Genomic DNA, 12,505 nt, shown 5'->3' with positions numbered 1-12,505 from the left:
TTGCGCCTTTTGTTTTCTAACAAGAGTCGCAGTCGGGGGTAGCGCGCACCCGCGTACATGATAGATTCGCATAATGAAGTTTATGTTAATTATGAAAGTGCTCCTTCAAAAATCCGAGAGTCCATCTTATGTTAAATCTTTAATAAAATCGGCGCTGTTTGAATAGGCAACAAATTTAGAATCAAGTATTCTTCGCACCCACGCCATGGATGATTAGTTCCAGCATTTCATCTGCAATACTCTCTGGGTTAAGCGGCCCTTTCGGATTATACCAGATCGGCATCTGGTTGAAGGCCGAAAAAAGCACATGTGCGAGGCGCTTTGAGTCGCAATCGCGGATAGAACCGTCTTTGATCCCTTCTGCGATAATACTTTCAAGAAAATTCTGACCGTCTATCATTGTCTGACGCAAATTCTTCTGATTTTCTCCGGTCAGATTGCGCCGCGCTTCGCGCATCAAGGCAGAGCCGAATTCGCTCACAACCATGTTCGCATAGACTCTAAAGAATACGCGGATACGATCAAGCCCGTTACCCTGAACTTCCTTTGCCGATGTGAAGCATAGCTCGACCCGCTCCAGCGAGATGCGGGCGCATTGCATCAGGATATCTTCTTTGTTTTTGGCGTAATAATAAAGCGCGGGCTTGGTGACTGCGAGTGCCGCTGCGATGTCATCCATCGATGTCTGTTTGTATCCGACTGTTGAAAACGAATGCGCGGCCAGATTGAGCATGGCCCGCCGTTTCAGCTTTTGCTGGCCTTTGGCATCTTTGGTTTTTTTGTGCCAATGGATTCTAGTCAAAGCTACTCTTTCAAAACCAACGGGCGGAACCGAAGCACCGCCCGCATTTATCACTGACAGATTAGTAGTCGAGCCCGCGGGCCGCAATAGTCCATTTACCGTCTTCGACTTTTGCCATAATCAGACTTTCGATGCCCTGATGGTCTTCCGGGCCAAAGCTGACCGACTGGCCGCCGATCGGATCAACATAGCTAGTGATCGCTTCGGTTGCGGCCAGAAATCCTTCGGTCGTCAGATCGCGACCAGCAGCTTCGAGCGCCACGGCAATCAGGTCGATGAAAACGTAACCAAGCTGCGCTTGTGGGGCCATCTTTTCACCGTAAATTTCGCTGTAACTCTCCAGGATACGTTTTGCTTCCCCTTCGGAGTCTCCTGCGTTCGCAAAAACAAAAGGCGATACCAGATATAGACCATCCATCGCGCCATCAGCGGCAGTCGCAACTGCATCCATATAGGACACCATTCCAGTCACGAAAGTCGGTTCAAAACCAAGCTTTTTAGATGTTGCAACAACTAGAATTGTATCGCGCACCCCACCCGCCAGAAACACGATATCGCAACCGGCGTTTTTCAATGTGGTTACAGACGAGAGCATATCGGATTCGGTTGCCGAATGCTCCGTTTTGGCCGCGACTTTCATGTCATACTCTGCCAATTGCTGCGTGACGCCAAGCGCCATTGATTCACCAGCTTCATTTGCGAGTTGCGCAATGCAGGGTGTTGAGAAATCACCATTTTCCTTGAAGTATGCAACGCCCGCGCGAAACTGGTCTGTATAGCTGCGAAAAAATGCGTATTTCATCGGATCCAATGGTTCATACATCTCGACCTCGGCCGACATCGGGAACATGTTGGGAATTCCCGCTTCAATTTGTTGCGGCATGATCGCTAGGTTCATCGGTGTGCCAAGCGCGCCAACCATCGCAAAAATCTGGTCGCGGCGCATCAGTTTGTTTGCAACCTGAATCGCGCGGGGCACCTGATATTGCGTGTCCTCGATTATAATCTCAAGCTGGCGACCGTGAATGCCGCCCGCCGCATTGATCTCGTCCACGCGCATGCGCAGGCCATTCGCCTCGGGCACACCCCAGACTGCCAACGGCCCGCTTAGGTCCGTATAGGTGCCAAGCGTGATCATGTCGTCGGTCACGCCCTGCAGCCCCTCGGCCATCGCGCCGGTGGCTGTCATTGCGGTAAACGCAAGTGCTGTTGCTAGTTTCTTCATTGGTCTCTCCCTTTGGTGTTTCAATACATCGTTTCGATCAGGTCTTTGTATTTGCGCTCGATCTCGTTGCGCTTAAGCTTCATCGTCGGAGTCAGCTCGTCGTCTTCGGCTGTCAAAAGTACGTCGATCAGCCGGAATTTCTTTACCTGCTCGACCGGCGCGAAACCGCTGTTCGCCTGTTCCACCTCGCCTTCGATCAAGTCCTGGATTTGGGTGTTTGCGCACAGGGATTTGTAGTTGGAAAACGGGATACGCTTTTCCTGCGCGTATTTTTCAACGTTTTCGTGGTCGATCATGATCAGCACGCTCAGGTATTTGCGCTTGTCCCCGATGATCACCGCATCAGAAATATAGGGCGAGAATTTGAGCTCGTTTTCCAACTGCGAAGGCGTAATGTTCTTGCCGCCTGCGGTGATGATGATGTCCTTCTTGCGGTCCAGAATAGTTAGGTCACCATTGGCATCCATCGTCCCAACATCACCCGTATAGACCCAGCCATCGACCACGGTTTCCGCCGTCTTTTCAGGCTGGTTCAGATAACCCGAAAAATTGCTGGATGAGCGAATGAGGATTTCACCGTCATCGGCCAGTTTCGCTTCGACATTGCGCATTGCCCGGCCGATGGAACCGATCGGTGATCTGCCCGGTATGGTTGCAGTCACAATGCCGGTTTCGGTCTGGCCATATGCCTCTTGTACTGTCACCCCAAGGGCATTGAACCAGCTGAGCAGTCGGGCTGAAATCGGTGCCGCACCCGATACGATCGTATGCGCGCGCGCCAGTCCCAGTTCGACCCTGATATTTCGAAGCACCAGAAAGTCCAGCACCTTATGCCTAAGCCTAAGCATCGTCGGCACAGATTTTCCCGCAGCAATCAATGCCTCCCTGCGTCCAGCCGTTTTCAGGGCTTGGTCATAGGCAAACCGGCCAAATGCGGTGGCATCATTCATCACAAAATTGATACGGGAATAGAATTTTTCCCACACGCGCGGCACCGCAAAGATGAATGTTGGCGCGACTTCCTGAATGTCAGCGGCAAATGTATCGCCGCTTTCCGCGATGTTGATGGTTATGCCGTGACGGATCGGCACGCAGACAGACAGGATCCGTTCGGCCGCGTGACACAGCGGCAGGAACGTCAAAACTTCATCGCCCGGTCCGAGCGGCAATTCGGGGTAATTATCCGATTGCGCTAGAAAGAAGCGGTGCGACATCGCGGCACCTTTGGGAGCACCGGTTGTGCCGGACGTATAGATCAGCGTTGCGATATCTTCGGGATCGCCCGCATCAACGCGGCGCTCAAATTCAACGCTCAGTTCTTCGATTTTAGCGTCCGACAGTGCGAGAAATTCTTCCCAGCCTATGACTTTGTCATGCTGGAAACTGCGCAACCCTTCCATATCAAATACGATAACTTTTTCGAGATGATCAAGCTGGTCCTCCACACCCAGATACTTATCTAGCTGCTCTTCATCCTCAACGAATAGCACCTTCGCTCCGCTATCGTTCAACTGATAGGCAACTTGCTTTTCCTGCAAAGTAGGATATAGCCCGTGAGTCGTGGCCCCGATGCACTGGATGCCAAGGTCGGCAAACACCCACTCCTTGTTGTCTTCACTAATGATCGCGGCCACGTCACCTTCACGGTAGCCCAACGCCATAAGTGAACACCCGACCCTGCGCGCGGATGCGTAATAGTCCAGCCAGCTGAATTCTTTCCAGATGCCGAAATCCTTTTCGCGGATTGCGATTTTGTTGCCGAACTTCTTGCAGTTCTGCCGGAACAGTTTGGAGAACGTGTCACAGCCGTCAATCTGGACCGGCGGCGGCGTCCATCCTGCGGTGGATTGGTCTTGCATTGTGTTCATCGCCACGTCTTTCTTGCTTTCCAGCGGCGGTCGCCGCGCGCACTTTCTGCTTTGATGCCAAGGTAGAATTCGCGAATGTCAGCACTTTTCATGAGAACGTCGCGTTCACCTTCCATAACGATCCGGCCGGTTTCAAGGACGTACCCGAAATCGGCGGCCGGCAGCGCAACACTGGCGTTCTGTTCAACCAGCAACATGGTCACGCCTTCTTCGACGTTGATCCGTTTGATGATCTGGAAAATCTCGGAAATCAGGAGCGGTGACAGGCCCAGCGACGGCTCGTCCAGCAACATCACGCGCGGACGCTGCATAAACGCGCGACCCAAAGCCAACATCTGTTGTTGCCCGCCAGATAGATAGATCGCCTGCTTTTCCAGAAAGGTGCGCAGCACGGGAAACCAGCCCAGCACCTTTTCCAAGTCACGCGCCACTTCATCGCGATCCTTGCGGCAATAGGCACCCATCATCAGGTTGTCCTTGACCGACAAGAGGGAAAACACTTCGCGCCCTTCGGGTGAATGGGCGATGCCGACGCGCGCGATGACATCTGGGTCAAGCGCGGTGATATCGCGCCCTTCAAATTCCACCTGCCCCTTGAACGGATCAAGCGCGCCGGAGATGGTTTTCAAAATCGTCGTTTTGCCCGCCCCATTGGAGCCCATGACCGTAACGACCGACCCTTCCTTGACCGTCAGGCTGATGCCGCGAATGGCCATCACCCTGCCATACATCGTTTCGACGTTGCTGGCGCGCAGTACCTCGGTCATGCTGCCTGCCCTCCCAGATATGCCGCCTGAACATCGGGATCGCTTTGAACTTCGGATGCGCTGCCGCTTGCAAGAAACCGGCCTTCGTTGATGGCCAGCACCATGTCCGAAACTTTGTTCACCAGTTTCATGTCGTGTTCGATCATAACAACGGTGACACCCAGGACCTCGCGGATATCTTCAATCACAAAAGCAGTATCGTCGGTTTCCTCGCTGGTCAGTCCGCTTGACGGTTCGTCCAGCAACAGGATCTTTGGCTCCGACACCAACGCGCGGGCCATTTCGGTCTTTTTGCGCACGCCATACGGCAAATCCGCAACCCGTGCATGACGGTAGCCTTCGAGATCAAGAAACTCGATTATTTCTTCGGCTTTGCGGCGGTGGGCCAGTTCCTGACGCATCTGCGAACGGGTAAAAAACAGCTCACTCAGAGGCCCGAATTTGCCGTGACGGATGCGCCCGATCAGCAAGTTATCAAGCAATGACGCATGTTCGAACAGTTCGATATTCTGGAACGTCCGCGCAATGCCGTGGTTGATTACCTCATGGGATTTCGCTTTTCGCAGGCTTTTGCCGTTGAACCGGATGTCGCCTTGCGACGGATCGTAAATCCGGCAGATGAGGTTGAACACCGTGCTTTTGCCCGCGCCATTGGGGCCAATGATGGTGAACACCGACCCCGGTTCAACTGAAAAGCTCAAGCCATCCACCGCTTTCAAACCACCAAAGGAAAGCGATACGTTATCTATCTCCAACCCGTTCATCTTAAACGCTCCGTTTTGAGGAATGTCTTCTGACGCTGGAAACTGCGCTTCTTGTACATCGGGAACACGTTGAAATAGTGATGGATCTTGGTCCAGCGTCCATAAAGTCCGTCAGGTTCGAACAGGATGAACCCCAGCAGGATCAGACCGAATGCAAGACTATCGAAACCGCCGGACGTGGCGACTGCACTGGGCAGCACGATCTTGACCCAGCTCAACACGGTTGGCAGCAGCACGATAAAGAACGCCCCAAAAACCGCGCCGTGGATGGTTCCGATCCCGCCGACGACGATCATCAACAGCAGACGGATGGATTCCCCCATTCCGAAGGTTTCCGGCGTGATGTAGAAGAAGGCGTGCGCCAGCAGCCCGCCCGCGAGGCCCGCAAAAACTGCCGAGATGAAGAACGCATATGCCTTGAAGAAGGCCACATTGGTTCCCAACGCCCGCGCCGACACTTCGGAGTCGCGGATCGCAATCATGGCGCGACCCGACCTTGTGCGTGTCAGGTTGCGAACGATCAGGATACAACCCACGAAGATGACAAAATTCAGCAGATAAACTTTCCAGCTTTCGTCGATGGCCAGCCCGAGAATATTGATTTCCGGCACCGAAAGGCCACGATGACCGCCTGTGAAATCGCCCGCACCACCGATGAGCCGTTCGGTCACAATCGCAATCGAAAGCGTGGCAATCGCCAGATACAGCCCGTGCATCTTTCCGCAGATCCGTCCGACGGCCAACCCGACCAGCCCAGCCACCAACGCCGCTATCGGCAGCGACAAAAGCCACGGCACGCTGTAACGGGTCAGCAGGATCGTGTGAGTGTAGGCACCGATTGCGACAAACGCCGCCTGTCCGAAACTCACCTGCCCGGAAAATCCGGTCAGCACCATTAGCCCGAGACCCGCGATAGCATAGATGAATACGAATGAGAGTTCATCCAGAAAATAGCCGTCCAGAAACAGCGGCGCGGCCAGTGCGATCGCGGCAAACAGCAGATACCAGAATGCCTGTCCACGGTCGCGGAAAAGCTGGATGTCCTGAACATAGGATTTGCGAAAAATTACGCGCATGGCTTAGACCTTCTTTGCATAAATTTGGGCCAGCAGGCCTTGCGGACGGATCAACAGCACAAGGAACATGATCAAGTAGGCACCAATTCCTTTGAGGGTCGGGAACATGATATCGAAAAACGGTTCCGTCACACCGATCAGCAAGCAACCGATCACCGCACCGGGGATGGAGCCGAAACCACCGACAATTGCCCCTGCAAATGCCTTGAACCCGATAAAACCCATCTGCGTCGAAACCAACGTCATTGGCCCCAGGAGCAGTCCGGCAATCCCGCCAAAGATCGCGGACATTGCCCAGATCGAGGATGTCAGCCGTTTCACAGGAATACCCATGTAGAACGCTGCTAACTGGTTCAGGGACAACGCCTGCATGGCGACACCCTGCCGAGCGTAACGGAAAAACAGGTACAGCGCGCTGGCGACAACCGCGGTGACAACAATCGACAACACGCTGGCCCAAGAAATGATCACTGGGCCCAGTGTAAGATTGCCATCAACCGGAGCAGGCAACGAATAGTTGCCAAACCCCCAAATTATCCCTGCAACCGCCCTGAGCGCGATACCCAATGCCAGCGTCAGGATAAAGACAGTGAACACCGGCTGGCCCGTCAGGCGCCGCACCACAAGCGCTTCGACGCCGTAGCCGAATGCGCCCATGAAGACCAATGTCAACATCGCACCCAGCCAGTAGGGCATCCCCATCAGCACGATGAACTGATACCCGACAAATGCCCCCAGCATCATGAATTCGCCTTGGGCAAAATTCACCTGCTCAGTCGCCTTATACACAAGCACCAGACCAATCGCGATCAGGCTATAAAGGCACCCTTGTGACAGGCCGACCACAAAAAGCTGCATCGCATCGGCAAAAGACAAGGCAGTCATGCGTTGTTCCCCCAGTGTTCAAGGATTTCATCAAGGCTGATTTCTCCCGCATCTCCGGTCGTCGGTGTGTCGGGTTGTGTTCGCGAGAATCGCGGTGCGGGCGTCGGCATCTCGATGCCACCTACTGTGACAAAGCTGCCCCGGGCGCGATTATGCGCATGATCCGATGCGTCAGCCAGAGAAACCACAGGTGCGAAACACGCGTCGCTGCCTTCCAGAATATCGCACCATTCCTGTTGGGTCGCAGTCAGGAAAATCTCCGTAAGCGCGTCCATCATACTGGCCTGCGCGGTGGGTGCGTATTGATCGGCAAAGCGCGGATCGTCTGTGAGGCCCAGAAGTGCCAGAAGTTCGGCAAAAAATTGCGGTTCGAGACATCCAACGGACACATATTTGCCATCGCCCGTTTCGTAACAACGATACCACGCAACGCCGCCGTTGATAAAATCGCCAGACCGTTTATCAGACCAAGCGCCACATGCGACCAACCCGTGCTGCATGGTCATCAGCAGGTTAACCCCGTCCGTCATGGCCGTATCGACCACCTGCCCCTGCCCCGTGGCGCGCGCATGAGTCAGGGCTGCAAGGATACCAACGTTCAGCATCATCGCGCCGCCGCCCTGATCCGCGATCAGGTTCATCGGTGCAGGTGGCGGGCGGTCCGCATCGCCCAAACCCCAAACCGCACCGGTTATGGCGGCATAATTCATGTCGTGGCCCGCTGCATGTGCCAGCGGCCCTTCCTGTCCCCATCCGGTCAATCGGCCATAGACCAAGGCCGGATTGCGCGCCTGCACCTGTTCCGGACCAAATCCCAGCTTTTCCATTTTGCCCGGCCTGAACCCTTCGATCAGCACCTCGGCACGTTCGATCAACTGCCAGAGCCGGTCGACATCTCTGGCCTTTGTCAGGTCAAGTGTCAGGCTGCGGCGCGAGCGGTTGAACAGATTGTATTTCGCATCAATCGGCAACGGAAATTTCTGACCGGGCCGCGCGATGCGCACCACTTCAGCGCCCAGATCAGCCAGATGCATCGCAGCAAACGGCGCAGGGCCAAGACCTGCCATTTCAACAATGCGTACACCTTTGAGGGGACCTGAGCGTTGCAGCATCGCCCTATCTCGCCTGCAGGCGCGTGGCAGCATCAAGCCGCACGGTTTCGCCGTTCATATATGAATTCTCGATCAGAAAGGCGCAGCAATGAGCGAATTCTTCCATCCGGCCGACACGCTTGGGCGCTTCGACAGAGGCTTCGAGGTTTGCGATCACGTTGTCGGGCAGCGACATGACCATCGGCGTGCCGAACAGGCCGGGTGCAATCGCGTTGACGCGAATGCCCTTGGCACCCAGTTCGCGCGCGGCAGGCAGGTTAAGGCCCATCACCCCCGCCTTTGACGACGAATAAGCCGGCTGGCCGATTTGCCCTTCCATCGCAGCACCAGAGGAGACGTTGACAACAACACCGCGCTCTTCGCCGTTTTCGGGTTCATTCAACAACATCCGCTGAACAGCTTTGCTCATTACGTTGAATGTGCCGACAAGATTGATATCAACCGTGCGGCGGAATGTGTCGAGCGACGCGGCCTTGCCGTCACGGTCGATCACTTTCATCGGGCTGACGACCCCGGCGCAGTTGATGCACCCATGCAGCGCACCGAATTTTGAAACCACGGCGTCAACTGCCGCGTCCACGCCTTCATCGTCGGTCACATCGACGTTGCAGAACATTGCGTTTGAAGCACCCAGTTCCTTGACCAGCGCATCGCCAGCGCCCTGCGACATATCGAAAATACCAATCTTGGCACCGCGTGCTCGCAGATATTTCGCCGTCGCCGCGCCAAGACCCGATGCCCCGCCGGTGACGATGATTGTCTTGCCTTCGATTTCCATGACCGCTCCTATTTGAATGCCTGCACGCCGGTAAGCGTCCGTGCGATCAGCAATTTTTGTATTTCTGTAGTCCCGTCCGGGATCGGCCCGATAATGGCCTCGCGCGCCAGCCGTTCGACGATAAAATCGGTGGTGACACCATTGCCACCGTGGATCTGCACTGCTTGGCGCGTTGCGTTCACTGCGATTTCCGTGCCGTACCATTTGGCCATGGCACATTCCTTGTCGCAGCGTTCGCCGCGGTCGATCATGCCAGCGGCACGGAGGGTCAAAAGCCGCGCAGCATCAATCTCTGTGGCCATTACGGCGATCTTGTCTGCGATGAGCTGGTGACCCGCTATCTGCTTGCCGTGCTGGTTGCGTTCCTGCGCATATCTGATCGACTCTTCCAACGCGCGCCGTGCCAGGGAGATTCCCCACATGGCCATGTGAACGCGCGCCCGTTCAAACACCACAAGCGTTTGCTGCAAGCCGCGGCCGACCTCGCCTATCGTGTTTGCAATCGGCACACGCACGTCATCAAGAAAGATCTGTGCCGTGGATTGTGCGTTCAGACCCATTTTTTTGATGTCGCGGGTTTCATAGCCATGCTCTTTGCGATCCACTAGAATATGGGTCAGGCCCTCATCGGTGGCGCAGGTGCATATCAGGAAATCCGAAAAGCGACCATTGGTGATCCAGGTCTTTTCGCCATTGATCACCCAGTCATCGCCGTCCCGCCGCGCTCGGGTTTTGACAGCGGCCACATCGGACCCGACATTTGGTTCCGATATGCCCATCGACGCGGTAATTTCACCGGCAAGCAACGGACCGATATATTTTTTGCGAATCTCATCAGACCCGAGCTTCAGCAGAATCTCACCTGCCACCACGTTGATCAGAATGGGCAGCGCGATATCTATTGCCGTAACACCAACCTCTTCGAACAGCATCAGGTGGGTGGTCCAATCCAGCCCCATACCGCCCGCTTCTTCGGGATGCGGGGCCGATGTCAGACCGAACTCGGCAAGTCGCGTCATGAAACCCTGAATGACTTCTTTTTCGAACGGCGCATCCTTAACCTTCAGGTATTCCGGTTCGATCTGGTCATCCAGAAACCGGCGCAAGGAATCGCAAGCCATTATCTGCTCTTCGGTTTTGAACATCTTTCGCTCCTAGCGCCCGAGAATAAGGATGGAGGCCACGGCCTCTTCGATACCGATCAAACCGCCGCCATTTTCCGCGATGGCGATCCGCGCACCTTCGACCTGTCTAGGTCCACATTCACCGCGCAGTTGCGATACCAGTTCGTAAACCTGGCCCAACCCAGTCGCGCCAATCGGGTGGCCTTTGCATTCCAGCCCGCCCGACGGGTTCACCGGCACCCGCCCGCCGATGGAGGTGTCACCGCGCTCGGATGCAGCACCCCCTTCGCCAAATGGGAACAGCCCAAGGTTTTCGATCTGGATCAACTCACCCACCGCTGTTGCGTCATGCACTTCGGCAACTGATACGTCTTGGGGACCGATACCGGCGATTTCATATGCCCGCCGTGCCGCAATCGCGGTCAGGTGGTTCTCATAATCCTCCGGCGCGCGGTTTGATCCGGTCTGGATCACGCTGGCGCGCACTTCGATGGCACGATCCCGGCTGATCCCGAACTTTTTCAATCCGGCCTCGGTCATCAGAACCGCAGCGGCACCGCCATCGCTCATCGGGGCGCACATTGGCAGGGTCAAAGGATAAGTGATCGGTGGTGCGCTTAATATTTCGTCAACGGTATAAGGCGCGCGGAATTGCGCCTTTTCATTTTCAACCGAATGCATGTGGTTCTTTGCTGCAATCGCAGCAATCTGTTTTTGGGTCGTGCCGAACGTGCGCATATGCGCCAGCCCGAACGCTCCGTAAATCGCCATAAAGACTGAAAACGGCTTGTCCGAAGTGGTGTCATTCGGCACGTCGATGCCTTTGCCCAGCGCCATCAGTTTTTCGGTATTTTCCTCAACGGTGGACACATCCCACGCGCCATCGAAAAAGCTGAACATCTTAGCTTTGTCACCTGTCCACATTTTTTCGGCCCCAACGGCCAAAGCCACGTCACCCTCGCCTGCTTTGAGAAATTGAGCCGCAAGGTTCAACGCGGTTGACCCGCTGGCACATGCATTTTCGACGTTTACCATCGGGATGCCCTCAAATCCCATCTCGCGCAGGGTGATCTGGCCCGGGATCATCAACTGCGCCTCAAGATGTCGCTGTGTTGTGTTCGCGTAGTAGGCAGCCTGAATGTCATCCTTGCCAATGCCGGCGTCCGCCATCGCGCCATCGACAGCCTCGCAGGTCAGCGACTTTACCGTTGCCCCGTCGAGGCGTCCCATTTTGGTCATCGCGACCCCGGCAATGTAAATTTTTGTCATTTCAATCTCCGCTCATGTGCCGGTGAAAACCGGCTTTCGTTTTTCACCGAATGCGGCAAGTCCTTCGGCCGCATCGTTGGATTTCAGATGTTCGCGCAGCACGGCAAGTTCCTGTTTCAGCGCCTCCACCTGCGTCATTTCGATGGATGCATTGGCTACCCGCTTCATCTGCGACAGGACCAGCGGGCTTTTGGTCGCCAGCAACTGGCTGAACTCGTGCAGCCGCGCTTCAAGCGCGTCATCACCAACCACTTCCTGCACCAGCCCCATGCGCATCAATTCGCGCGCTGGTAGACTTTGGCCCGAAAACAAGAGGTATTTCGCGTTTGCGAGTCCGATCCGGCACGGCAAGACAGCAGCGCCGCCTGCGCCAGGGAACACACCAAAATTCGAATGAGCATCGCCAATTCTGGCGCTCTCGCCCGCAATCAGCACATCGCAACACATCGCGAGTTCCAGCCCGCCCGCAACGGTAATGCCATTCAGCCCGCCGATCACCGGTTTCGGCAAATCACGCAGCGCTTGAAACGTCGCGCCGATAGCGTCAAGAAAATCACCCTTTTGCGTATCGGCATCATCCAGACCAGCGAGGACTTCCTTCAGATTGGCACCGGCGCAAAACGCACGCCCCGCAGCCGTCAGCACAATTGCGCGCACCTGTTTTGCCACAGCGATCTCTCTTATCGCGGCGCGCAGTTCCCCAATGAGGTCGACAGAAAGTGCATTAAGACTGTTGGCCCTGTTCAACGTCAGCCACGCAACCGGACCACGGTATTCGACCAGTACATTCGCTTGAGTCATGCGTGCGTCTTTCTATTTACTTACCAGTAAGTAA

12 protein-coding genes are annotated in these 12,505 nt (G+C 55.3%); all 12 read right to left on the bottom strand.

Features of this window, described 5'->3' with window-relative positions; genetic code table 11:
- Positions 1-181: 181 nt before the first annotated feature.
- Positions 182-802, bottom strand: coding sequence for a TetR/AcrR family transcriptional regulator (locus tag PVW51_RS16245; RefSeq protein ID WP_074647008.1), 621 nt, complete (start codon positions 800-802; stop codon positions 182-184).
- 61 nt (positions 803-863) lie between these two features.
- A complete protein-coding gene (locus tag PVW51_RS16240) occupies positions 864-2,027 on the bottom strand; it encodes an ABC transporter substrate-binding protein (RefSeq protein WP_039965744.1) in 1,164 nt (387 codons plus the stop codon).
- A gap of 20 nt (positions 2,028-2,047) precedes the next feature.
- Positions 2,048-3,895 (bottom strand): AMP-dependent synthetase/ligase, encoded by a 1,848-nt coding sequence (locus tag PVW51_RS16235; protein WP_009808039.1) that lies wholly within the window; start codon positions 3,893-3,895, stop codon positions 2,048-2,050.
- Positions 3,892-4,662, bottom strand: coding sequence for an ABC transporter ATP-binding protein (locus tag PVW51_RS16230; RefSeq protein ID WP_009808038.1), 771 nt, complete (start codon positions 4,660-4,662; stop codon positions 3,892-3,894). Before PVW51_RS16230 ends, PVW51_RS16235 begins: the two co-directional genes overlap by 4 nt.
- Positions 4,659-5,426 (bottom strand): ABC transporter ATP-binding protein, encoded by a 768-nt coding sequence (locus PVW51_RS16225; RefSeq protein WP_009808037.1) that lies wholly within the window; start codon positions 5,424-5,426, stop codon positions 4,659-4,661. The genes PVW51_RS16230 and PVW51_RS16225 overlap by 4 nt, the downstream gene beginning before the upstream one ends.
- Positions 5,423-6,502 (bottom strand): branched-chain amino acid ABC transporter permease, encoded by a 1,080-nt coding sequence (locus PVW51_RS16220; RefSeq protein ID WP_009808036.1) that lies wholly within the window; start codon positions 6,500-6,502, stop codon positions 5,423-5,425. Before PVW51_RS16220 ends, PVW51_RS16225 begins: the two co-directional genes overlap by 4 nt.
- A gap of 3 nt (positions 6,503-6,505) precedes the next feature.
- Positions 6,506-7,387 carry a branched-chain amino acid ABC transporter permease gene (locus tag PVW51_RS16215; protein WP_009808035.1) on the bottom strand — a complete coding sequence of 294 codons (882 nt, stop codon included), beginning with the start codon at positions 7,385-7,387 and terminating at the stop codon, positions 6,506-6,508.
- The gene (locus tag PVW51_RS16210; RefSeq protein ID WP_274576058.1) at positions 7,384-8,532 is read right to left on the bottom strand and encodes a CaiB/BaiF CoA transferase family protein; all 1,149 of its coding nucleotides are present in this window, start codon (positions 8,530-8,532) and stop codon (positions 7,384-7,386) included. The genes PVW51_RS16215 and PVW51_RS16210 overlap by 4 nt, the downstream gene beginning before the upstream one ends.
- Positions 8,504-9,277: an SDR family NAD(P)-dependent oxidoreductase gene (locus PVW51_RS16205; protein ID WP_009808033.1), complete on the bottom strand. Its 774-nt coding sequence runs from the start codon at positions 9,275-9,277 to the stop codon at positions 8,504-8,506. The genes PVW51_RS16210 and PVW51_RS16205 overlap by 29 nt, the downstream gene beginning before the upstream one ends.
- Positions 9,278-9,285: 8 nt before the next feature.
- Entirely contained in the window at positions 9,286-10,422 is a 1,137-nt protein-coding gene (locus tag PVW51_RS16200; protein WP_009808032.1) for an acyl-CoA dehydrogenase family protein, read from the bottom strand.
- Positions 10,423-10,431: 9 nt separating this feature from the next.
- The gene (locus tag PVW51_RS16195; RefSeq protein WP_009808031.1) at positions 10,432-11,670 is read right to left on the bottom strand and encodes a thiolase family protein; all 1,239 of its coding nucleotides are present in this window, start codon (positions 11,668-11,670) and stop codon (positions 10,432-10,434) included.
- Between the two features lie 12 nt (positions 11,671-11,682).
- A complete protein-coding gene (locus PVW51_RS16190; RefSeq protein WP_009808030.1) occupies positions 11,683-12,471 on the bottom strand; it encodes an enoyl-CoA hydratase/isomerase family protein in 789 nt (262 codons plus the stop codon).
- Positions 12,472-12,505: the final 34 nt, after the last annotated feature.

The organism is Sulfitobacter sp. PR48 (genome assembly GCF_028807335.1).
GTDB lineage: Bacteria > Pseudomonadota > Alphaproteobacteria > Rhodobacterales > Rhodobacteraceae > Sulfitobacter.
This window is presented reverse-complemented; position numbering and strand designations above follow the sequence as displayed.

Excerpts from the sequence above, each read along its gene's own strand:
- PVW51_RS16210 (WP_274576058.1), bottom strand. The coding sequence starts at position 8,532 with ATGCTGCCACGCGCCTGCAGGCGAGATAGGGCGATGCTGCAACGCTCA.
- PVW51_RS16195 (WP_009808031.1), bottom strand. The coding sequence starts at position 11,670 with ATGACAAAAATTTACATTGCCGGGGTCGCGATGACCAAAATGGGACGC.
- PVW51_RS16225 (WP_009808037.1), bottom strand. The coding sequence starts at position 5,426 with ATGAACGGGTTGGAGATAGATAACGTATCGCTTTCCTTTGGTGGTTTG.
- PVW51_RS16235 (WP_009808039.1), bottom strand. The coding sequence starts at position 3,895 with ATGAACACAATGCAAGACCAATCCACCGCAGGATGGACGCCGCCGCCG.
- PVW51_RS16205 (WP_009808033.1), bottom strand. The coding sequence starts at position 9,277 with ATGGAAATCGAAGGCAAGACAATCATCGTCACCGGCGGGGCATCGGGT.
- PVW51_RS16215 (WP_009808035.1), bottom strand. The coding sequence starts at position 7,387 with ATGACTGCCTTGTCTTTTGCCGATGCGATGCAGCTTTTTGTGGTCGGC.
- PVW51_RS16190 (WP_009808030.1), bottom strand. The coding sequence starts at position 12,471 with ATGACTCAAGCGAATGTACTGGTCGAATACCGTGGTCCGGTTGCGTGG.
- PVW51_RS16220 (WP_009808036.1), bottom strand. The coding sequence starts at position 6,502 with ATGCGCGTAATTTTTCGCAAATCCTATGTTCAGGACATCCAGCTTTTC.
- PVW51_RS16240 (WP_039965744.1), bottom strand. The coding sequence starts at position 2,027 with ATGAAGAAACTAGCAACAGCACTTGCGTTTACCGCAATGACAGCCACC.
- PVW51_RS16230 (WP_009808038.1), bottom strand. The coding sequence starts at position 4,662 with ATGACCGAGGTACTGCGCGCCAGCAACGTCGAAACGATGTATGGCAGG.
- PVW51_RS16200 (WP_009808032.1), bottom strand. The coding sequence starts at position 10,422 with ATGTTCAAAACCGAAGAGCAGATAATGGCTTGCGATTCCTTGCGCCGG.